The following is a 22,542-nucleotide window of genomic DNA, read 5'->3' as shown; positions in this document are numbered from 1 at the left end:
CACTTTATTAACTGAATTATAAAAACAGCACAAAAGTAGCCTATTTTATAAATATAAGACCGAAAAATCTCTTAAAGTTTAAAATAGTTTGAAATATCTTAGTAGCAGGCCAGATTGATAAACTTTATTTAATACTCAAACACTTGCATTATGGAAAATAACTACTCCCGCCGCAAATTCATTGCTGCCACCGGCACCGTTTTAGCCGGCTCAGTGCTGCTGAACGAAGCAGTTGCCGGAACCGCTTCATTATTCACCGGAAAAAAGAAACGTTATGCCATGGTGGGCACCGGCCACCGGGGCAGCAGTATGTGGGGTGTGGATGTGTTGAGGGATTACAGCGACTACGTGGAATTTGTGGGCCTTTGCGATAAAAATGCCGGCCGGGTGGAAACTGTAAAGAAGATGATGGGTATTAATTGCCCCACTTTTACCAATTTTGAAGAGATGATGCGTACGGTAAAACCCGAGATACTGATCGTTACCACTATGTGCTCCACCCACAACGAATTTATTATAAAGGGCATGGAAATGGGCGCCGATATCATTACCGAAAAACCCATGACCACCGATGAACAAAAATGCCAGACCATACTGGATGCAGAAAAAAGAACGGGCAAAAAAGTGACCGTTACATTCAATTACCGCTATTCGCCGCACCGGGCCAAAATGTGGGAGATGTTAAGAGCAGGTGCCATAGGTAAACTGACCTCCGTTGATTTTCACTGGTACCTCGATATTCACCATGGCGCCGATTATTTCAGGAGGTGGCACCGCAAAAGAGAATTTGGCGGCAGCCTTTGGGTGCACAAAGCCACCCATCATTTCGACCTGCTGAACTGGTGGATCGACAGCGATCCTGCAGAAGTGTTTGCTACAGGTTCGTTGGAGCATTATGGTAAGAACAACAGTTTCCGCAGCACCAACTGCCGGCCTTGCGAACACAAGGATAAGTGTAAATTCTATTTCGACATGACCAAGGATAAACGCTTAATGGCCCTGTATGCCGACAACGAAAAGTATGATGGCTATTTAAGGGATGGTTGTGTATGGAAAGAAGACATTGACATTTTTGATAAAATGGCAGCTACTATAAAATATGCCAATGGCGTACAGGTAAGTTACAGCTGCACCACTTACTCACCTTACGAAGGATACCGCATTGCATTCAACGGTACTGAAGGACGGCTTGAAGCATGGATACAGGAAAGCAATCCACCGGTAAAACTGGATTATGATGAACTGATGCTGACAAAGAATTTTGAAAAGCCCGAATTCATAAAAGTACCGTTTGCAGAAAGTGGCCATGGCGGCGGCGATAAATTGCTGAAAGACCGCATCTTCGTTCCAGGTACGCCAGATGCATTAAGACAATCTGCCGGCACAAGGGATGGCGCCCTATCCTGCCTGGTAGGTATTGCTGCAAGAAAAAGTTGTGATAGTGGTAAACCAGTGATGATCGCCGACCTGACGAATTTGAAACCAATGGCGCAAAAGGCCTGATAGATACTGGCAATAAGATGGTACGATAAATTGGTTATTGGTAACCGTATTTTTTAAGATCAACAACGATCTTATAATTATACCATTTATCATTATTACCAGGTTGCTGGTAGCGCAGGGAAGTTGAAAAAGTATTTTGAGAAATATCGGTTTCTTCAAACAAATATTCAGCATATCTTTCTGCTCCTTTCTTTAAAGTAGTCGCTATTTTATTTACAGGAAGAGCAACAGAAAAATTTTTTTGCGTATTTACATTATAGAACAACAAACTGTTCATTTTCTTCGGTTCAATAAAAACCACCAACGGGTATTTTATTTCTTCACTATAAAAAATAAGGCTGCCTAAATTTTTGATCTCTTTACCGGTGGCTTTATTAAAAAGCAAATATTCCGGGGGTGTACAGCAGCCGGAGATAAGATTATTTTGAATAAGGAAGCTTGCATTATATTCGGCTGCGTAACTATAGCCTAATTTTTCCGTATAAATCTGCAGCCCGTCATCTAAAGAATAGAGGATATTTTTCTTTCCTGCACTGCTTACAAAAGTGAGCCAGGAAGAATCGCAATTGTATTGCCAGTAAAGTTGTGCGTTATTTTTAAAAAGTATCTTTTCGCAGGAAATAATTTCACTTAATGAACTATCCGTGGCACAGCTGCATTGTTGGCTATAAACCGCTGTTGTAAAGAACAGACTTACAACAAATGCAAATAATTTCATGCAGCTTTAATATTTTTAATTGGCCACATAAGCCTCCAGTGCATCTGCGATCTTACGGTCGTTGCTTAAACGCGGCAGTTTATTTTGTCCGCCCAGCTTGCCAATACTTTTCATATAATCAATAAAACCATTTTTGTTTACCGGTGAGATCTTTAATTGTTGTAAGATATTACCCGCAATCAGGTCATCGTAATACACATTTTTGGCGCGGAGATTTTCATTGATCTTTTTTGCAAAACGGTTCATGTCTTCGGGCGTATTTTCAAATTCAATGAACCACTCGTGGTAACTTTTGCCTTCACCTTGTGCTATCATGGGTGCAACTGTAAACTCGGTCACTTTCACATGCTCTTCTTCTGCTGCTTTTGATAATGCCGCTTCCACTTCTTCGCCGATCACGTGTTCGCCGAAGGCACTGATGAAATGTTTCGTTCTTCCCGTAACCACTAAACGGTAAGGACTGGTGGAAAGAAATTTTACCGTATCGCCGATATTGTATCCCCACAAGCCAGCATTGTTGTTAATGATCAATGCATAATTCTCTCCCACTTTTACATCTTTTAAAGAAAGCCTTGTAGGGTTTTCGCTGAATATTTCTGCTGCGGGAATAAATTCAAAAAATATTCCACTGTTGGTATTCAGTAATAATCCTTCTGCATTTTGGCTGTCCTGGAAAGCAAAAAAACCTTCGCTTGCAGGAAATAATTCAATGCAGTCAATTTTTTTACCAATGCTTTCAAACAGTTTGGCTTTGTAAGGTTCAAAATTTACCCCGCCCTGCACCATTACACTAAAGTCGGGAAACAGTTCACTGATCTTTTTACCACTCTTCTCCTCCAACCTGTCAAAATACATCTGCATCCATGGTGGTATACCGCTGATGAGTGTCATGTTCTGGTTGATGGTCTCTTCAACGATCTTATCCAGTTTTTCTTCCCACTCTTCAATACAATTGGTTTCGTAAGAAGGCATTTGATTGCTGCGCAGGTATTTGGGCACATGATGGTTTACAATACCGCTCAATCTTCCTGTTGGAATACCGCCCACTCTTTCCAGTTCGGGCGAACCGCTTAAGAATATCAGTTTACCATCTGCAAATTGGGTATTACCCGTTTCGGCCATATAGCACAGCAGTGCATTACGGGCTGTATTAATGTGGTTGGGAATAGAATCTTTTGTAATGGGAATATATTTTACTCCGCTGGTGGTACCGCTTGTTTTTGCAAAATAAATGGGCTGTCCTTTCCACAGCACATTGTGTTTGCCTTCTTTAATTCTTTCGATATACACTTTAAAAGCTTCATAATCTCTTATGGGCACCTGCTTCACAAAATCTTCGTAGGTCTTGATCTTTTCAAAACCATGCTCTTTTCCAAAATCTGTTTTGGTGCCAACTTTTATAAGATGATTAAAAATGGATTGCTGATCTTCCACAGCAGTTTCCATTCCTTTTTTTATTTGTTTGTATATATACGAGGCAAAAGGTTTTGCCAAAAAGGATTTTATTTTCATTGTATTATGCCACTGATGATTCTGATTACACTGATAACAGCAATTCTATATTAAAGTTAGAAAAATAACCCGTTTTTTTATCGCTTTAATGCATATTTAACGTGATTATTGATTGTTTTTAATAACACCCCTAATTCGTGTAATTCATTTTAATTCGTGTTATTAATGTATCCAATTCGTGCAATTCGTCCTAATTCGTGTAATTACTTGCAATCGCAATACCAATCCTTATCCAGGTCTATCACCGTAACCACCACCAGGTTTTCCTGCTTGGGTGCAAATACAATACGTACATGCTGTTTGTCGTGCGTAAAGCCTTCCAGCGGGTAGCTTTTGCCTTTATCGCTTTCCTCTATTTTGTTGTAATTGATCGTTCCCTTATCCAGAATTTCCTGCACTTCGCTTTCATCAATATGCCTGCAGTCCATGCGGCAGCGGGCATGCTTGCTGTAAATAAGATGGCCGCTGTGCCTGTTAAAAGGCTCCGTTGTATTATTATCATTGGTGACAGGTTGAACAGGAATGGTGGTATGATCATTCGTATCAGGCAGTACCGGCTGCTTACCCCGCTGGTGCGATTTAACATACCACAACAATGCCGCTGCAGCGATCAAGAATATAAAGGGAAGGTATTTTTTAAGCATAAGGCCATTTTTAGCAACGCAAAGTAAAGGCTTAACGGATAAAAACCTGCGAAGTATTATTTAAAGCATCTGATAACCAGTGCGGATTGATCAAAGCCATATCCTGCGGAATATTTTCAACAGCAAAGAATTGTAATTCCTGTGTTTCATTATTGCTAAAATCCCGGGCTATATCCTCCTTTAAAACCGCCTCAAAATAAGAGGTAATGTATTGTACTTTTCTATCGCTGTAAGTATATGTTTGTGATGCAGGAGAAGAGTATATACCAATAAAACGTTTAATATCTGCACCGGCATCTGTTTCTTCTTTGATCTCCCGTAAAATGGCTTCTTCCACCGTTTCGCCAAACTCCACATGGCCCGAAATGATACACCATTGATCCACATCTTTTCTTTTTTGCAGTAACACTTCACCCTTTTCGTTAAAAATAGCGGCTGCCACGGCCGGTAAAATTGCTGTTGATCCTTCCATTGTAAATAAGCCATTTATGTCGGCTGTAGTACAAAGATAGCAGCGCACCGAATCATTTTTCTTACCATTTATCATCTCTGGTTTATCTTTGCAGCGCATGAGTAAATCTGTAGCACTACATACTTTGGGCTGTAAGCTTAATTTCTCCGAAACCTCGTCCATTGGCAGGTTGCTGGAGCAGGACGGCTTTGTGAAGAAAGATTTTGACGAAGTGGCTGATGTTTATGTAATTAACACCTGCAGCGTTACCGAAAATGCCGATAAGGAATGCCGCTACCTGGTACGCCGCATCCAGAGCAAGGCCCCCGAAGCCATGGTGGTCATCACCGGCTGCTATGCTCAGTTAAAGCCAAAGGAGATCGCCGAAATACCCGGCGTGGACCTGGTGTTGGGCGCTGCCGAAAAATTCAACATTGTACAGCATTTAAAAGAGATCAGCAAAGGCGACGCTACCAAGATCTGCAGTTGCGATATTGAGGATGTAAATACTTTCACTGCATCTTATTCTCAAAACGACCGCACCCGCACTTTTTTAAAAGTACAGGATGGCTGCGATTACAACTGTTCATTTTGCACCATCCCTATGGCCCGTGGCAAAAGCCGCAGCGACAGTATTGAAAGTGTGCTGAACAGTGTGCAGCAACTGGCGGCCAGCGGTGTAAAAGAAGTGGTGCTCACCGGCATAAACCTGGGCGATTATGGCAAGGGCTATACCGGCGGCAAAAAACACGAAGAAAGTTTTTTCAATCTTATACAGGAATTGGATAATGTGGAAGGCATTGAACGCTATCGTATCTCTTCCATTGAACCGAATTTGCTTACCAACGATATCATTGAATTTGTAAGCAACAGCAAACGGTTCATGCCGCATTTTCATATTCCCCTGCAAAGCGGCAGCAATAAGATTTTGGGTATGATGCGCAGGCGCTACAAAAGAGAATTGTATGCCGAAAGAGTGGGCCTGATAAAAACACTGATGCCGCATTGCTGCATTGGTGTGGATGTGATCGTGGGCTTTCCAGGTGAAACGGAGGAGGATTTTAAAGAGACCTTTGACTTTTTACACAGTCTTGACATTAGCTACCTGCACGTTTTTACTTATTCCGAAAGGGATAATACCCATGCACTTACCCTGCAACCTGTAGTGCCCATTAACATACGTAACGAAAGAAATAAACAATTACGTAACTTGAGCTACCAAAAGATGCAGTATTTTACACAACAGCATATTGGCGAAGCGAGAAAAGTTTTGTTTGAGCGGAACAGCAGGAACAATATGATGGAAGGGTATACGGATAATTATATTAAGATAACCACCCCATACAATGCCGAATGGGTCAATAATATCACCACATGGACTATTTAAATGAGAAGGAATTAAATAAGTACCAGGTCACCATTCATTTTGAGATGAATGACGATTTTATGAGTTTTGTACCACCGCATCGTGTGTACATCAATTCATTGATCGAAAAAAATGTGATTGATTATTATTCGGTAAGTATGGAAACACAACGCAGCTGGATGATCATTAATGCAGAAGATAAGAAGGAGGTGGAAAAAATATTAAAGCAATCTCCCCTGTACAAATACTGGACCGTTGAAATTGATGAACTGTTTGTGTATGATGGCCAAACCTACCGCCTGCCTGCTTTACAATTGAACTAAACTACGCTTACTGCATGACGGCACCTGATCAATTAACAAAACTGTCGTCCGCTTTTATTTTACAAAAGATACTTTTTATAACCGGGCTGCTCATCTGCCTGTTATTATTACAAGATTACAACCGGGTGAGCGCAAAAGATAGTACAAGCAATATTATCGCTGTGCTGGCATTTACTGCAGGAACAATATATTTTTTTACCCGGCCGGTTATATTTTTTGATGACACCAATCTTTATATTAAAAAATTCAGGAAGAAAGAGATCGTTATTCCTTTAAAAAATATCCGGTCTTTGGAAAAAGAATTCTTTTATTCCATATTCACAAAAGGAGGTAATTATTACCATATAAAATATGCGGCTGATGATAGCAATGGCAGTATAAGGTTTTACGCCGGTTACGGATCAGACAGTTTGCCACAGTTTATCGTGCATTTAAAAAAAATCAATCGCACTGCAAAGATCGAAACTTAAAATATTGCTTTTTTAGCTCAGCCTAATGCTTATTATACCAATCATTAAAGGCCTTTATTGTTGGAAATACAATAGGGTTTAAACCTTCTTTTTTAAGCAAGCTTGCCGTTTTACCCGAAGCACAGGCATGCAGCGCATCTTTTTTTATCAACGTTTTACACAATTCATATTGTTGAAAACTGGCCCAGAAAATAATATCGGCCGCAGCAATTTTATCTTTTATTTCCGTTGAAAGATTGGCAACCAAAGTATAAGTGCCCACAGCATTTATACCATCTTGCTGCCAATGCTGCATACTGGACGTATTCGTAATGATCTGTATCTCGTTTGCTGCAATATTTATCAGGGGACTTTTAAATACGGCCTGTACATTTTCAAAACCTAAGCCGTCTGCACAACCTTCCACCCAAATGCCTTTCTTAGCCAGTTCGTACCATGTTTTAGTACCCGCAGCCCATACCCTTTTTTGCTGGATGCTGTTTTGTAAAGTGCTATTGTGAACAGCTTTATGGCTGGCAATAAAAAATGCCTGGGCATTTGTATCGATCACCGCATCGGCAATAAGATCATGCGCAAAAAAATCCTTCATATAGCTGGCGCAGGAGAATACCGTCTTATTTTCTACATCTATCATTGCCTCAAAATCCCATTCGGTAAAAGCAGCCGCATTACCATCCTTGCCCGATGCATACGTAAATGAAATTGCTTTTGTATCCAAATGAAAAACGCCGAACTGCTGCGAACAACCATATCCATACCGCTGTGCATACACCCGCTCTTCTTTAATAGCATTGGTAAGTGGTTCATTTTTTATGGCATTTAAAATGTCGATAGCATCCGTATTATCATGGGTGGTTTCTGCAACAATAGCGCCCTGCCCTGCTGCCGGCGGGCATTCAAATAAAGGCAGTACCATTATTTTTTTATCGCTTAGTAAGCCGCTTACTTTTTCAATAGCGGGTGGATGCTTGAGCAGGCGGTTCAATCCTGCCGCGGCAAGTATGATACCATCGTAATCGCCATTGTGCAGTTTTTGCAGGCGTGTATCCACGTTGCCCCTTATAGATTGCGCTTCAATAACATGGGGTTTATCGCTCAATACAGGCAGCGCTTTTTGTAAAAAACCAGTAGCCATATTGCTACGCCGCGGAGAGGAAGTGCCGATGATGATCTTTTCGCCATTCCTGATCTTATCGATCACCCCTTTATTAAAAATAGCCACATCATACAACAATTCCCGATCGATAACGGCATAATGCCCTTCATTAAAAAAATCCAGGCTGCTCACATCTTTCATGGAGTGCACCGCAAAATCTGCCCGCTGCTGTTTTAACTGGTCCTGTATCTCCCTGGTAAAAAAATCCCGGCCTTCCACCAGGTGCAGTGGTTTGCTCTGTTCTTTATCGCCCGAAGTTTCAATAATAGCTATATCCAGGGCTACCCCGGGAAATAAAGCCGCCACTTTTTTCTTGAATATTTCGGCCTGCGCCAGCGAAAGCCAGGAGCCACGACATGCTATGGTAAAGGTTGATCTCAACAAGACTGTTTAATTGCGGACAAAAGTACAAGCGTGACCACAATAAAAAACAGGCAGTTTTAAACTTATTTTCTAAAAAATTTTGTCAGGAGTTATTAAAGCTTATCTTTGCCCTCCGAAATTCAAAAAGGGAGTTTAGCTCAGTTGGTTTAGAGCATCTGCCTTACAAGCAGAGGGTCGGCGGTTCGACCCCGTCAACTCCCACAAAAGCCTCACAAAATGTGAGGCTTTTTATTTTCACAGGCTTTTCAACAGCCCATTCCCTCTTCTTCCCGCCCTCCCATTACTATAGCGCAACCCCACACTCCGCCTTAAAATATTTAAATAATTAGCTATTTTTTATGACTGCTGTATGCAAACCCCTACTTTTTTCATCTTATTTTTCGTAAACAAAACCTAACAGCATGTACCGTATCTTTTTACTGGCACTTTGCGTGCTATCCACAATCCCTTCCTGCACCCGAAAAGTTTCGCCCCAACTACCCCAAAGCAGTGCTCTCCCGGTTTTAAAGATTATGAACGACAGTACGGTAAAAATGCTTGAAATAGACCGTCTTGCCATTGATATAAAAGTAACCGGCAATATTGCCACTACCACTTTCGATATCAACTATTACAACAGTACTGATAGAGTGCTGGAAGGTGAATTTGATTTTCCATTGGCAGACGGGCAGAATATCTGCCGCTATGCATTGGATATTAACGGAACGCTGAGGGAAGGCGTGGTAGTTGAAAAAGCAAAGGCCAGGGTAGCTTATGAAAGTACTGTCCGCAGAAAAATAGACCCAGGACTGGTGGAAAAAACAAAAGGCAATAATTTTCGTACAAGGATCTATCCTATTCCCGCAAAAGGTTATAAACACGTAGTGATTGCAGTAGAGCAGGCATTGACCGGCAATAAAGAAGGACTGGTATACCAACTCCCTTTATTATGCAACCAGGTAATCAAAGAATTTTCATTAACAGCAACTGTATTTAAACATGCCGAAAAGCCTGTGGTACAAAACAGCAATCTCAACGGTTTTGATTTCAATAAAGAAAATACCAGTTGGATTGCCGATTATAAAGCATCGGGTTTTGTTGCCAATACGCTGGTGGAATTTATTTTAAATAGTGATGAAGGACAAGTGTATACCGAAATTTTTGAAGGCAATAACTATTTTTATACACATATTGATGCCGCACCTGATTATCGAGATAAAAAAAATCCAGCTGCAATAACTTTATTGTGGGATATTTCTGCATCGGCTGAAAAAAGAGATATTAAAAAGGAAGCAGCGCTTTTAAACAATTATTTCAAGCGGCTGGGCAATGTTACAGTGCATCTTGTTCCCTTCAATATCAGTACTTCAGCCACAGAACAATTTATAATAAAAGAGGGCAATGCCGCGGAATTGCTTGCACGCCTCCAGTCCTTTACTTTTGATGGCGGTACACAGTTAGGTGCACTCGATCTTAACCAATACAATGATGAAGCAATAATATTGTTCAGTGATGGGCTATCCACATTTGGTAAAAAGGAAATACTGCTTTCATCTATACCGGTAACAGTGGTAAATTCTTCTGCTGCTCCTGATTATTCATACCTGAAAAATATAGCATTGCAAACCCATGGCAGGTTCATCAATCTCAATGAAGCAACGCCGGAAAATGCGGTGAATGAAATGGCCAGTGAGCCTTTGCAATTTATTAAAGCTACTTATGATGTAAATAAGATCAGCGAATTTTATACCCAGGTAAATACCAACCTGCAGAATGGGTTTTCCTTTACAGGCATTCTGAAGAACGGTCCTGCAACAATAGAATTGCATTTTGGTTTTGGCAATACCGTTACTGTAACAAAAAAGCTGATCATAAAAGACGATGGCGATATTACACCCAATACCAAACGGATCTGGGCTACAACAAAGATCGCTCAGCTCGATCTTGAATATGAAAAGAATAAAGATGCCATTACCCAACTCGGCAAAAAATTTTCGGTTGTTACACAAAATACTTCCTTGCTGGTGCTGGACAGGGTGGAAGATTATGTGCAACATGAAATTGTTCCACCTGTTGAGCTGCAAAAAGAATACTTTACTTTATTAAAAGAAAAACAGCGTTTAGAAGCAGATGAAAAAAGCAATGTTTACGATGAAGCAAAAGCTGCAATGGATGAATTAAAGGAATGGTATAATAAAAAACTATTTGCCACTGTACCGCAGAAAGCCGATAGTTTAATCGATACTTATAGCGTTAGCGATTCCACTTTTAATTTTCTTACTATTGCTGATTCCATACGTGTAACACAGGGCTTTGGCACTTTTTCCGCTGCAAATGCTACTGCAACCACCAATAGTCGCACCACCGAATATGCATTTACTGCTTCTGAATCAAACGCGGTGCAGTTTACACCACCGCAGATTGTAAAAGACGATGAAATAAAGAACGAAAGCCTTACAGGCTCCATCCAGTTAAACGAATGGAAGCCTGAAGCCGCTTATTTAAAAGAACTGGAAAAAACTGCCCCGGCAAAGTATATTGAAAAATACCAACAGTTGAAAAAGGACTATAACAGCCAGCCTTCTTTTTTTGTAGATGTTGCACGTTTCATGTTTGAAAAAAATGATAAAGCAGCTGCGTTGTTAATACTATCCAATATTGCAGAAATGAAACTGGAAAATCCTGAGTTATTAAGAATAGTGGCTAACCAGTTGTTAGAATTCGGAGAGACCGGGCTTGCTGCTGAAGTATTTAAGGAAGTGACAAATATACGTGAAGAAGAACCCCAGTCTTACCGCGACCTCGCGTTGGCTTACAACGAAACGGGTAAATACCAACAGGCTATTGATCTTCTGTACAAACTCATCACGGGCAAATGGGATACCCGTTTTACAGGAATAAGATCGATCGCCATCAACGAAATGAATGCGATCATTAGCGCACACCCCAACGAGGTAAATATAGCTGCTATCGATAAAAAATTTATTCTCTCCATGCCTGTAGATGTACGCATTGTGATCGGGTGGAGTTCAAACGACTCCGACATTGATCTTTGGGTTACGGATCCTGCAAAAGAAAAATGCTTCTTTGAAAATACTACAACAAGTACGGGCGGTAAGATATCGCAGGATATTACGCAGGGATATGGCCCCGAAGAATTTTCACTAAAGAAAGCAAAAAAAGGCGATTACACCATTGAGGTAAATCTTTATGGCGACAGCAGGCAAACCATTGGAGGACCTATAACTATCAAAGCAGAGTTGTTCACCAATTTTGGCAGGCCTAATCAAAACCGCAGTGTTATTAATTGCAGGGTCACATCCAATAAAGAGGTGATACGTATCGGAGCATTGCACTTTGCCAGTAATTCCTGATCCGGCATTTATTTTCCGGCCCATTTTTTATTGAAATATTTTCTGCACGGCTTTTCTATAATGCGGTAAGAAAGCGTGGAGATACCGATCAGTAGCAACACATAACCGGCGCAATAAGCCGCACCTTTAAAAAAGGACAGATCAATTTCGCCATGGAAGCGGTAACCAAATTTGTACATCACCATTTCTATAAAAATGATCAGCAGGAAATGAACGAGATAAACGGAGTAAGAAATATCACCTAAAAAATTCAGTACCCGATTATTGAATACGGTTGTTATTTTGCCCGTATTAGAAGTGAGCAGCAATATCAACACCGCAAACCCAGGTATAAAATAAATATCATCCACCCCAAAATGCATGGCTGCCAGCAGCAATAATATAAATACCGCACAGAAGATATCAGAGCTAAAAAACTTTTTTACTGCATCATAACTGTACAACAGGTATAAAAGCATACCCGACATAAAACCGGCAATACTCCTTAAAAAACCATAATCGAAATTCACATCCAGGTTGGGGCGCATGGTCTTTGCCTCTTCGGGTGTTACATCGGTACGGGGTATGTAAAATAAAATCGCGGTATAAGCTGCCACTATCACCAGTAACATCAACGGAATGGCCAGCTTTTTCTTCCTGGATAAGAACAAACAGATCAAAGGAAAAAGCATGTACGACCACCACTCTGCACTGATGCTCCAGGAAGGTACATTCCAGGTAAGTTCTTTATTTAACGGGAACGACTGCAGTAAAAAAATATGGCTTGCAATGGCATCGGGTTCATAAAAACCTCTTGGCCTTAAAGATTCCACGTAAAACAATAATACCAGCATTACCAATGTAATAAAATGAAGTGGGTACACCCTTGCAAACCTTGCCACAATAAATTTTCTGAAAGAAATTTTACTGATCCTTTCTGCAAAATCATCTTTATAAACATGCATGATCAAAAAACCGCTCATGATGAAGAACAGGTCCACCATCAGGTAGAGCTTATCGATCAGCATGCTCTGGTCTTTTTGCAAAAACCGCACAAAATATATCTGGAAATGGAACACGGCCACACCCAGGGCTGCAATGCCGCGTAAGGGAGTAAGACTGGAAATGTTACTAACCCGTGGTTTCATGTGTTCGTTTCGAATAGGTTTAGATGCCAGTTAGTTGACCGGTACAGGTATTATTTAGGTAATTTATTGATTGTCTGACAAAAATAACGAATTTTTAAATGTTATATTGTACAGCCGGGTGCGTTCGTAACACGTAATTATGAACGGGGATAAAACGGCCAGGCATTATTTTAATTGTGCAGCTGTGCGTACAGAGGGGGCTTTTACAAAATCGCGGGGATATTTTTTAAAATATCGCCATAATATGCCCAGGAATTCAGGGTAGTTCCTTAAGTGAATTCCGCGGCTTTTTACGGCCACAAAAAAGGCAAGGCTGAAGCTTACAGCAAAGTTCAGGAAGCCGATGCCGAACACACCGGCAATGGTATACCATAATTCTTTAGAGGAGATCGCATGATCCATCCCGAAAAAACCAATGGAAGTATTGGCAGCAGAAATAGTGATATGCCGTATATCGAAAGGGATACTGAATGTTTTACCAAAGAAACCCGCCATACCCAAAAAAAAGCCCAATGAAATATTGCCGATCAATGCACCCAGGTTATTTTCTACATAGCGGATGATCTTATGGCGCCGTTTTTCTCCAAACAGGTTTTTAAAAGAAGCATGGCTGCGCAACCGGTCGCCGATCTTACCATACACCACATAGTTTTCTACATAACCGGCGATCAAACCGCTGGCAAAAAGAAAAAAGCCGGTAAAGCAGGCGTACAACAATGCCAGGCTGTGAAAAGGCTGCTGATCCACCAATAATTTATGCGCCGCTTCGCCTTCGGCAATTTTTGTTCCGGTAAACTCAAAAAATAAAAAGGCCAGTAAATATGTAAGTGGAAAAACCACCACCAGGTTGCCGGCAAATGATGCCAGCTGGGTACGGCTCACCCTTGCCACCGTAATAGCAAGATTACGCAGATCGGGCTCATCCCCTACTTTTTGTACATCGAAGGAGCTGGCTACATTATTAGCGGTGTAAGCAGGCTGTTTGGTTGCCAGTGTGGAGCCGGTATCCTGTATCAAAATAAACCCCAGCGAATAATTAGCACTGTATAAAAATCCCTGCCAGAATGGTACCAGTTTAAGCTTGCCCAGCAGGTTCTTGATAACGCCGATAAATGAAATGATAACGCCGCCGCCTGCTGCACTCCAGAACATTTTCCACGATTCCTTGCTGGTAGTGGCAATATATCTTTCACCGGTGCGGCCGCCATGTTCAGCTACCTGGTATGCCAGGTAACCGGTGTTTTCGCTGATAAATTCCCACACAGAATTTTTTTTATTCTCATTGCGTACCACTGTTTTAAAATATTCAGTAAAACGCTCGGTGTTGAAAGTATTATCACTGTCCAACACATCCAGTATAATGAACAGCCTGCTTATCTGTTGTTGTAATCGTGTAAGGATATACGTTTGTGCAAGGCTGATGCCATATAATTTACGCTGGTCCTTGATCCATTGTATACTTTGATTACAATTGTACAATGCCTCGGTGATATTGCCCAATAAAATGCGTTGCTGCTGAATATCCTTACCACTGTTATACGCCAGCAGGTATTCATTCACCAGGCGGTTTTGTTCCAGGAAGGGATAGATGGCATCTTCAAAACTTTCATACCGGTGGGTCATTTCTTTTTCCAGGCCTAAAGTGGTGATCCGGTAACTCAGCAATTGTAATGATTGCTGCAATTGTTTTATCAGCGAAGGTTCGGCAAGATTGATCTGTATACCGAGCATCTCAAAAAACTGTTTCCACAATTCGGGGTCCATACCTTCCACCCATATATGATCGCTTTTTTTATAGAAGATCCTGTTGATCACATACAGGAAGTCGCCGGGGCTTTGAAGAGCGGGCAATATTTTATGCTTCAGTTTACTCTGCAGTTCCTGTACAAAACCACGGCTGCTCACAATACCGCTTTCGGTAAGTGCAGTTACAATATTGGTTTTTAAGAACTGGCTTAGCAATGCTTTGCGTAAAGAAAAAAGTGAAGTACGGTCTTTACTTACCTGGTATAATACCGCTTTAAATTTCAGTTCCGCTTCCTTGATATTGCGTGGATTATCCGGGCGTACCTGTTGTATCAGTTCCACCAAAAAATCGAGGCTGCGGTTGCCGGTATGCAAAGGCAACACCACCGCCTGCTTTTTAGCAGGTACAGCATTTTCCTTTTTTCGTTTGGTGAGTCGCAGCATTATTTTGGCAGATTTTGAATACCGGTATATTTTAGGGCAACATGGAGTTATCTTAAACTATTACCTTACAAAAACATAACACAGATTGAAGACAAATATTGTGCCCTGAATGTTGCACCGCAGCCGTTTTACCGAAAAAGATATTATTTTTGTGTCACCAAATGAAAGCAGTAAAAACACATACTGATACCAGGAGCCGGGAAGCCGTTGATGTATTAAGCATTGCCGACGAATCCTGTTCATTAATTGTATGGAACGATGACGTGAATACTTTTGAATGGGTGATCACCACCCTGATGGAAGTGTGCGGGCACAGCGAGCAACAGGCCGAACAATGCAGCATGATCATTCACACCAAGGGTAAATATGCCGTTAAAGAAGGCAGCTACGACATACTAAAACCCCAATGCGATGCCATTACCGACAGGGGTATCAATGCCACCATCGAGGTTTTTGAACAATAACCATCCCTCTTTTTAATCAAACGATCAATAATATGGACGAACAGGAGCTTCGGCAATTGGCTGCACAACTCCGTCAACCTTCGGGGCAGGCAGGTATACAAACCGGCGAATGGATGAACCGGGGCAATGTGCACATCAACCTGGAAACACTTAAGATAGTGAATGCTGCCGCCAACGATACCATCCTGGAGATCGGTATGGGCAATGGCTTTTTTGTAAAGGAGATATTGCAGAAAAATGAAAGTATACAATATACCGGTGTCGACTTTTCGGATGTAATGATCAGCGAAGCGCAAAGGATAAATAAAGAATGGATAGAGAAAGGCCAGGCGAAATTTATTCTTGCCGATGTGAATGCACTGCCTTTTGCAGATAACAGCTTCAGTAAAATATTTACCATTAACACCATTTATTTTTGGGATGATCCTGCGGCCGTACTTGCATCTGTAAAACGGGTGCTGCGGCCCGGCGGGCAATTCATTATCACGTTAAGGCCAAAGCGGCAGATGCAGCAATATCCTTTTACCAGGTATGGCTTTACGATGTACAGTAAAGAAGCAGCAACACTGTTGCTTTTGCAAAACGGGTTTTCAGTATTGCAGGCAATCGAAAACAAAGAACCTGATTTTGAATTAAAGGGAAATATGGTTGCAATGGAACACCTGGTAATGGTGGCAGCAAAGATTTAGCCGCAGCATTTCATTGATGGAGGCAGAACATCTTGAGCCAAAACTGCCTTTTTTTATGAGTTTTGGCTCAGGATATTTATCCTTCTTTTTGCCAGAAAACAAACAGGTCATCTAAAGTAAACTGTTGATCTACCAGGCCAATACTGTTTTCATTCTGCTGTAATCCTGCGCTGCTGATGAGCGTTATAAAAAGCTGCTTGCGTGTTTTTGTTTCCTGCTGAAAAATATATTTTTTCTGTTGCAGCTGCGCTGCATACCTTTTATCGATGGTGAATTTATTTTCGTAAAATTTTATTTCGCAAAGGTTGATGCAGTTATCCCGCCGGTTGATCACCAGGTCTATCTGTACACCGTCTTTAGTGCCCTTGCCCCTGCTTCTCCAGATGGAAGTTTCGCTGTAGATACCTGCAATGCCCAGTTGTTTTTTTATAGCCGGTATATGCTGCATACAGATATTTTCAAAAGCAAGGCCACTCCAGCTTTTCCATGCAGGTGTATCGCTCAGGCGCACCCAGGTGCCTTTACTGCCGCCACGGTTCGCCTCCATGAATTTTAAATAGAATAAAGAATACTGGTCTGTTAATTTGTAAATACTGTCCTTGCTTTTTTTATCCATGGGTACATAAGCTGTTATAAATCCCGAAGCAGATAATTCTTCCAGCAAATTAGTGGTGCTGCCGCCGCTTTGCAGTTTACATATTTTAATCAGCTCGTTCCTGTTAAGCCCGGCGGGCTTGGCTGCGAGCGCCCGTATCACTTTAAAATGCCTGTCGGCCCCGTCGAACAATGCCTTGTACAGATCTGAGAATTCGTTGTACAAAAAACCTGTTTTGGTAAAGCAGCATTTGTCAATGATCTGTGCAGCGCTCAATCCAGCCGATGCCTGCTCCAGGTAATGCGGCACACCGCCAAAAGCCATATACAGTTGCGTAACCTGGTAGCGGTTCAGGTGAATGTTCCTGCTTTTTAAGAACAGTTCTGTTTCGTTAAGGGTAAAGGGCTGCAGTGGTATCTTTTGCGTGATGCGGTTGTGCAGGCCGCCTTTATTGCGTACTACGTTCTGTATCATCCAGCTTGCCGCAGAGCCGCAAAGTATCACCGCCAGGTGAGGTTGCCTGCAGGCCCAGGTATTCCAGAATTGTTCAAAGGCGGCTAAAAAATTGGATTTGGCGGTCTGCATCCATGGAAACTCATCCAGGAACAAGATGGCCTTTTTGCGGCGCATTTTCTTTTTCAGTAAACGGGCTGTAAGGTCAAAAGCAGCAAACCAGTCTGCCACTGCCGGCAACGCAATATTATTGTTAAGCTGCTGGCGCAGCGCCTGGCAGTAATTATCCAGTTGTACGCTGGTTTCTACGTTGTGGATACCGGAATATTCCAGCGCAATATGTTTTTTTAAATAGCTGCGGATAAGGTATGTTTTGCCAATTCTCCGACGGCCATACACTGCTACCAGGTCGGCCCTTGAATTTAACAAAACCTGCTCCAGCAGCTGCTTTTCTTCTTCTCTTCCTATTATATTTATTTCTTTCACAGTAAAATATCTTAAGCCAAATCTACTACTTTTTTACAGTTTTGGCTCAATTTTCTCTCTCCATCTTAAGCCAAATCTATACTTTTTTATGAGTTTTGGCTCAGGATAATATCCGCCTTTTACTGTATTTAAAGCTTGTAATTAATCAAAATCAATTACACTAAACAATGTAAATTGCAGGGCAATCACTATTTATGCGGTATTACATTATAGCCGGTGAAGCAAGCGGCGATCTTCATGGCAGCAATCTTATAAAGGAATTACATAAGCTGGATAATACTGCAGCCATCCGCTGCTGGGGCGGCGATAAAATGGAAGCAGCCGGCGCCACAGTGGTAAAGCATTACCGCGATCTTGCCTTTATGGGTTTTATAGAAGTGCTGAAAAACCTGCGCACTATTTTACGCAATATCGATCTCTGTAAAAAAGATATTGAAGCATACCGGCCCGATGTACTTATTTTAATTGATTACCCCGGCTTTAATTTACGCATTGCAAAATGGGCCAGGCAACAGGGCTTAAAAGTGGTGTATTATATTTCGCCGCAGGTATGGGCCTGGAAGGAGAACAGGGTAAAAGGCATTAAAGAGAACGTGGATAAGATGCTGGTGATACTGCCTTTTGAAAAAGACTTTTATAAAAAATGGCAGTACGATGTGGAGTATGTTGGGCATCCGCTGGTGGAAGTGATAGATACTTTTACAGCCACTGCGCATGATGCCATTCCAATACCGGCAGGCAGATCGGGTATTGTGGCGCTGCTGCCCGGCAGCCGCAAGCAGGAGATACTGAAAAAGCTGCCCATTATGCTGGAGGTGGCCAAGCACTTTCCGGCCCTGCAGTTTATTGTGGGTAAGGCACCTGGACTGGATGAAGATTTTTACAACGAACTGTTAGCGCCTTATACCAATGTTTCGTGGGTGGTGAATAAAACTTACGACCTGTTGTCGCAATCCAAAGCAGCGCTGGTTACCAGCGGCACCGCCACTTTGGAAACGGCATTATTTGCAGTGCCCGAAGTGATCTGTTATAAAGGCAATGCCGTATCGTACCAGATAGCAAGGCGGCTGATCAAAATAAAATTTATCGGGTTGGTAAATTTAATAATGGATAAGGAAGTAGTAAAGGAACTGATACAGGATGATCTTACAGTGGAAAATCTTACCAAAGAACTGACCTTGCTTTTAAACGATGAAAAGAAACAACAACAACTGGCAACAGATTATACAGCGCTGAAAAAACTGCTGAGCGAAGGCGGTCATGCTTCGGCCAATGCTGCCAAAAGCATTTATAATTTCCTTACCTCACTTCCGCAATAGTTTTATCGCCAGTATGATCATTGCTACTATAAAAAGCAGTATCGACAGGCGGTTGATGCCGTGCATATATTTTATGAACCCGGTCTTGCGCCTGTCGGGGTCGCTTTTTTTAAGGTATAAATATTCTGCTATCTGCCTTAGTATGCCCATTGTTACAAAGATTATATTTCGACAACTAAATTAAACTGTAAATTTGTTAAACACAGTTTTTTGTTAAAAGTTCGGGCCTTAAAAAACTAAAATCCTTCAGCTTTCGTATCTTATCTAAATAAAAAAGTTATGAAGAATATATTTTTAGTTGCGATTTGCTTTACCGCCATCAGTTGCTCTACTGCGCAAAACAAAAGCTACCCGGTTAAAAAAACTGATGCGGAATGGCGCAAACAGTTAACCGACGAACAGTTCAATGTAACCCGTAAAAAAGGAACTGAACAGGCTTATACCGGTAAATATTGGGATAATCATAAAGCAGGTATTTATAAATGTATTTGCTGCGGACAGGAATTATTCAGCTCTGATACAAAATTTGACAGCGGTACCGGCTGGCCCAGTTTCTGGCAACCCCTTGTAAAGAACAACGTGGAAGAAGTGGAAGATAACAGCTATGGCATGCAGCGTACCGAAGTGAATTGCAGCAGGTGTGGCGCTCATTTAGGGCATGTTTTTGAAGATGGGCCCAAACCTACCGGTTTAAGATACTGCATGAATTCTGCCAGCCTCAGCTTTGTTCCAAAAAAATAATATTGCTGTTTAAATATAGCTGCTACGCATGTCCGAAAAAAAGATCATACAAAAGCACCCGCTTGCAATAAGGTGGTTCCACTGGATCAATTTTCCGGTACTGGCAGTAATGATATGGAGCGGTATGCTGATCTACTGGGCCAATGATGTATACCGGTTGGGATGGGGTGATACCACGGTCTTAAAATTTTTTCCCGATTCTTTTAATAAGGCATTGAATATTCCCTTCCGTTTGGCGGAGGGGATGAGCCTGCATTTTGTATTTATGTGGTTGTTTGCTATTAACGGCCTTGCTTATGTGCTGTATCTTTTATTTTCAAAGGAATATAAACTCATCTTTCCCAATAAAAGATCTTTAAAAGAAGCATGGCTGGTTTTACTGCACGACCTGCATATAAAAAAAGGATTACCACCGCAGAAAAAATACAATGCCGCACAACGCATTGCTTATACCGGCGTGATCTTTATGGGGTTGGGCTCACTGCTTACCGGTCTGGCCATTTTTAAACCCATACAGTTCGGTAGTTTATGCTGGCTGCTGGGTGGTTATGAATGGGCAAGGGCCGAACATTTTATTCTCACTTTATTATTCTGTCTTTTCTTTTTGGTACATATCATACAGGTGGCGCTTGCCGGCTGGAATAATTTTGCAGCAATGATCCGGGGTTTTGAAACTAAAAAGATACCACCGGTAATTGCAACAGAAGAAAATGCGGCAACGGCTGCAACGGAAAACACTGCATCAAACTAAATGCACATGAAAACACTGGAAGAAAAAATAGTAGATAGCCGTACGATCAGGAATAAAACCCTCCTGTCGTTCTTGTTCTTCTTTTTGTTTATTGCTGCTTGTGTGTTTACCTGGAAGTGGATCTACAGGCAACCGGAAGACAATGATACTCCCCGACCTTTACGAAAAGTTTTAAGCGCCAATGAAAAGATATTTACTTCGCTGTTTGCCAATAACAGGTTGGCAAAATCTTTCCCTTTAAAGGATGTGGTGCCCAGGGTAAGGGTGAATGGTGATGCAGGCATGGGCGATAATTTTGATGCTGCCAACTGGAAATTACAGGTGGTGCGTAATACCGGTGACACCTTGCTGATATCACTGGATGAAATAAAATCATTGCCCAAAACAGAGATCATCTTTGATTTTAAATGTATTGAAGGCTGGAGCCAGGTTACCCGCTGGGCCGGCGTTAAATTCACCGATTTTGTAGCGAAATATCACCTGGATGCGGAAAGCAGTTTAAAATATGTAGGCCTCAATACACCCGATAAGGAATATTATGTAGGCATCGACCGGCAAAGCATTTTGCATCCACAAACATTATTGTGTTACGAAATGAACGGCAAACCATTGCCTATGAACCAGGGCTATCCACTTCGTCTGATCATTCCCGTTAAGTACGGTGTTAAAAATATCAAACGCATTGGCACCATTTTTTTCAGTGATGAGAAACCTGCCGATTACTGGTACGAAAGAGGCTATGATTATTATGGTGGCCTGTAAAGCCCCTGTTATTTATGTGATATGAACAAAGGCATCCTGATATCCCGTATAACATCTTTTGCAAAACTCTTCCTGAATATTTCCGACAACATGCCTCTTGAAAAAGCGCCCATTACCACGTAACTGTTGGGTTGCCCCGCCAGCCATTCGGCAAAATGTTTTTTATCCGCTTCCCTGATATTGTGTATCTGCAGGTAAGGATAATGCCCTTCCAATAATTCAGAAAGCATTTCATATTCCGGCAGGTCTTCTGTTTTGGTATCATTGATGCAAACCAGTACCGATCTTTTTCCTGCAAGATTGGGGAAAAGATAAGCAAACTGCCTGATGGCAAATAAAGAGGAAGCGCCGCTGTCGTAGCACATCAGCACCGTGGTGGAAGGCACAAAATTTTCGGGCAGCAGCATTACGGGACATTCGGCATCTTTCAACACTTCCTCCAGGTAATAATTAGGTTGTTCGGCCGATACATTTTTATAGAACAGTTCGCTGCTCACCAGCAACAGGTCGGCAAAGCGGGTTTCTTTTACCAGTGATGATAATGCTGTAAGATCATCGTCTTTATGTATGCGGTAATTGATGCCGCGTTCATTACAGGCCTCTTCAAATAAGTGGATATTAGCGGCTATCAATTCAGCATCATCGCTTTTTGCCGGCCAGTCAGGCATAACTCCTACTCCATCCACACCGGCTGTGTACGCCATCAGCTTGGAATAATCCACCGGGCTTAAAAAAACGCCTGCCAATAGTATTTCTTCCTGTTTATTAATGAATTCGGCAAACCTGAGGGCGCCATGCGGAAAGTGCTCTCCGTCGAGTGCGATCAATATCTTTTTCATAGTAAGTTGTTTAAACTGATAAAAATCAATTGTAACGTTATGGTCTGGCTGCATAAGGTCAGCAGCAAACAACAGTAACTGCAGGAAAAATCTCAAAAACGGTGCCATTAAAATTAAAAGCATCAGCAGTTTACGCACATTGACAGGCCCGTCATTTTTCCAATAAACAGTTAAAGTGGTTTTCAAGCGCAATTTCCGCCATCGTCGGTCGTTTTAGCTGTGCTGATATTAACATTTACAGGTAAC

General features: G+C 41.7%; 21 protein-coding genes and 1 tRNA gene. 12 read left to right on the top strand and 10 right to left on the bottom strand.

Annotated elements, in window-relative coordinates:
* Nucleotides 1-150: 150 nt before the first annotated feature.
* Nucleotides 151-1,503: a Gfo/Idh/MocA family protein gene (locus tag QM738_RS14725; RefSeq protein WP_462277485.1), complete on the top strand. Its 1,353-nt coding sequence runs from the start codon at nucleotides 151-153 to the stop codon at nucleotides 1,501-1,503.
* Nucleotides 1,504-1,537: 34 nt separating this feature from the next.
* On the opposite strand, the gene QM738_RS14720 is transcribed toward QM738_RS14725, so the two are convergent.
* From QM738_RS14720 to QM738_RS14705, 4 genes are all read right to left on the bottom strand, one after another.
* Entirely contained in the window at nucleotides 1,538-2,221 is a 684-nt protein-coding gene (locus QM738_RS14720) for a hypothetical protein (RefSeq protein ID WP_462277484.1), read from the bottom strand.
* Nucleotides 2,222-2,236: 15 nt separating this feature from the next.
* On the bottom strand, nucleotides 2,237-3,733 hold the full coding sequence (locus QM738_RS14715) for a GH3 auxin-responsive promoter family protein (RefSeq protein ID WP_462277483.1): 1,497 nt from the start codon (nucleotides 3,731-3,733) through the stop codon (nucleotides 2,237-2,239).
* 203 nt (nucleotides 3,734-3,936) lie between these two features.
* Nucleotides 3,937-4,377: a DUF4258 domain-containing protein gene (locus QM738_RS14710; protein ID WP_462277482.1), complete on the bottom strand. Its 441-nt coding sequence runs from the start codon at nucleotides 4,375-4,377 to the stop codon at nucleotides 3,937-3,939.
* 31 nt (nucleotides 4,378-4,408) lie between these two features.
* Nucleotides 4,409-4,948, bottom strand: a complete 540-nt coding sequence (locus QM738_RS14705) for an NUDIX domain-containing protein (protein ID WP_462277481.1) — start codon at nucleotides 4,946-4,948, stop codon at nucleotides 4,409-4,411.
* On the opposite strand from QM738_RS14705, the gene mtaB reads away from it, so the two are divergent.
* Genes mtaB through QM738_RS14690 form a run of 3 tightly spaced genes read left to right on the top strand, consistent with a single transcriptional unit; the run spans nucleotide 4,947 to nucleotide 6,987 of the window.
* A complete protein-coding gene (mtaB, locus tag QM738_RS14700; protein WP_462277480.1) occupies nucleotides 4,947-6,215 on the top strand; it encodes a tRNA (N(6)-L-threonylcarbamoyladenosine(37)-C(2))-methylthiotransferase MtaB in 1,269 nt (422 codons plus the stop codon). The two genes, QM738_RS14705 and mtaB, sit on opposite strands and share 2 nt — an antisense overlap.
* Complete coding sequence (locus tag QM738_RS14695) at nucleotides 6,203-6,517, top strand: hypothetical protein (RefSeq protein WP_462277479.1); 315 nt, start codon at nucleotides 6,203-6,205, stop codon at nucleotides 6,515-6,517. Before mtaB ends, QM738_RS14695 begins: the two co-directional genes overlap by 13 nt.
* A gap of 14 nt (nucleotides 6,518-6,531) precedes the next feature.
* A complete protein-coding gene (locus QM738_RS14690; RefSeq protein ID WP_462277478.1) occupies nucleotides 6,532-6,987 on the top strand; it encodes a hypothetical protein in 456 nt (151 codons plus the stop codon).
* Between the two features lie 22 nt (nucleotides 6,988-7,009).
* Here the strand turns inward: QM738_RS14690 and hemC are convergent, their stop codons facing one another.
* Nucleotides 7,010-8,524 (bottom strand): hydroxymethylbilane synthase, encoded by a 1,515-nt coding sequence (gene hemC / locus QM738_RS14685; protein ID WP_462277477.1) that lies wholly within the window; start codon nucleotides 8,522-8,524, stop codon nucleotides 7,010-7,012.
* Nucleotides 8,525-8,653: 129 nt separating this feature from the next.
* Between hemC and QM738_RS14680 the strand changes: the two genes are divergently transcribed.
* Both QM738_RS14680 and QM738_RS14675 read left to right on the top strand, forming a co-directional pair.
* Nucleotides 8,654-8,728 (top strand) — tRNA-Val (locus QM738_RS14680).
* Between the two features lie 311 nt (nucleotides 8,729-9,039).
* Nucleotides 9,040-11,880: a VIT domain-containing protein gene (locus tag QM738_RS14675; RefSeq protein WP_462277476.1), complete on the top strand. Its 2,841-nt coding sequence runs from the start codon at nucleotides 9,040-9,042 to the stop codon at nucleotides 11,878-11,880.
* 8 nt (nucleotides 11,881-11,888) lie between these two features.
* Here QM738_RS14675 and QM738_RS14670 read toward each other — a convergent pair whose 3' ends face one another.
* Together QM738_RS14670 and QM738_RS14665 are read right to left on the bottom strand one after the other, a co-directional pair.
* Nucleotides 11,889-13,007, bottom strand: a complete 1,119-nt coding sequence (locus QM738_RS14670) for an acyltransferase family protein (RefSeq protein WP_462277475.1) — start codon at nucleotides 13,005-13,007, stop codon at nucleotides 11,889-11,891.
* 165 nt (nucleotides 13,008-13,172) lie between these two features.
* A complete protein-coding gene (locus tag QM738_RS14665) occupies nucleotides 13,173-15,197 on the bottom strand; it encodes a site-specific recombinase (RefSeq protein WP_462277474.1) in 2,025 nt (674 codons plus the stop codon).
* A gap of 161 nt (nucleotides 15,198-15,358) precedes the next feature.
* Between QM738_RS14665 and QM738_RS14660 the strand changes: the two genes are divergently transcribed.
* Together QM738_RS14660 and QM738_RS14655 are read left to right on the top strand one after the other, a co-directional pair.
* Nucleotides 15,359-15,661 carry an ATP-dependent Clp protease adaptor ClpS gene (locus tag QM738_RS14660; protein WP_462277473.1) on the top strand — a complete coding sequence of 101 codons (303 nt, stop codon included), beginning with the start codon at nucleotides 15,359-15,361 and terminating at the stop codon, nucleotides 15,659-15,661.
* 32 nt (nucleotides 15,662-15,693) lie between these two features.
* On the top strand, nucleotides 15,694-16,350 hold the full coding sequence (locus QM738_RS14655; protein ID WP_462277472.1) for a class I SAM-dependent methyltransferase: 657 nt from the start codon (nucleotides 15,694-15,696) through the stop codon (nucleotides 16,348-16,350).
* 76 nt (nucleotides 16,351-16,426) lie between these two features.
* Here the strand turns inward: QM738_RS14655 and QM738_RS14650 are convergent, their stop codons facing one another.
* The gene (locus QM738_RS14650; protein ID WP_462277471.1) at nucleotides 16,427-17,884 is read right to left on the bottom strand and encodes an AAA family ATPase; all 1,458 of its coding nucleotides are present in this window, start codon (nucleotides 17,882-17,884) and stop codon (nucleotides 16,427-16,429) included.
* A gap of 194 nt (nucleotides 17,885-18,078) precedes the next feature.
* On the opposite strand from QM738_RS14650, the gene lpxB reads away from it, so the two are divergent.
* Complete coding sequence (lpxB, locus tag QM738_RS14645) at nucleotides 18,079-19,203, top strand: lipid-A-disaccharide synthase (protein WP_462277470.1); 1,125 nt, start codon at nucleotides 18,079-18,081, stop codon at nucleotides 19,201-19,203.
* Here the strand turns inward: lpxB and QM738_RS14640 are convergent.
* Nucleotides 19,189-19,353, bottom strand: a complete 165-nt coding sequence (locus tag QM738_RS14640; RefSeq protein ID WP_462277469.1) for a DUF6728 family protein — start codon at nucleotides 19,351-19,353, stop codon at nucleotides 19,189-19,191. The two genes, lpxB and QM738_RS14640, sit on opposite strands and share 15 nt — an antisense overlap.
* A 129-nt stretch (nucleotides 19,354-19,482) precedes the next feature.
* Between QM738_RS14640 and msrB the strand changes: the two genes are divergently transcribed.
* From msrB to QM738_RS14625, 3 genes are read left to right on the top strand one after another with little or no spacing between them, the layout of a single operon-like run.
* Nucleotides 19,483-19,944 carry a peptide-methionine (R)-S-oxide reductase MsrB gene (msrB, locus tag QM738_RS14635; protein ID WP_462277468.1) on the top strand — a complete coding sequence of 154 codons (462 nt, stop codon included), beginning with the start codon at nucleotides 19,483-19,485 and terminating at the stop codon, nucleotides 19,942-19,944.
* A 28-nt stretch (nucleotides 19,945-19,972) separates the two neighbouring features.
* Entirely contained in the window at nucleotides 19,973-20,695 is a 723-nt protein-coding gene (locus QM738_RS14630) for a cytochrome b/b6 domain-containing protein (RefSeq protein WP_462277467.1), read from the top strand.
* 6 nt (nucleotides 20,696-20,701) lie between these two features.
* Nucleotides 20,702-21,457: a molybdopterin-dependent oxidoreductase gene (locus QM738_RS14625; protein ID WP_462277466.1), complete on the top strand. Its 756-nt coding sequence runs from the start codon at nucleotides 20,702-20,704 to the stop codon at nucleotides 21,455-21,457.
* 8 nt (nucleotides 21,458-21,465) lie between these two features.
* Here QM738_RS14625 and QM738_RS14620 read toward each other — a convergent pair whose 3' ends face one another.
* On the bottom strand, nucleotides 21,466-22,296 hold the full coding sequence (locus tag QM738_RS14620; RefSeq protein ID WP_462277465.1) for an adenine nucleotide alpha hydrolase family protein: 831 nt from the start codon (nucleotides 22,294-22,296) through the stop codon (nucleotides 21,466-21,468).
* Nucleotides 22,297-22,542: the final 246 nt, after the last annotated feature.

Origin of the sequence: Ferruginibacter sp. (assembly GCF_049840995.1) — a bacterium.
Classification (GTDB): domain Bacteria; phylum Bacteroidota; class Bacteroidia; order Chitinophagales; family Chitinophagaceae; genus Ferruginibacter.
Note: the sequence above shows the minus strand (reverse complement) of the source record. Positions and strands in the feature narration are given on the sequence as shown.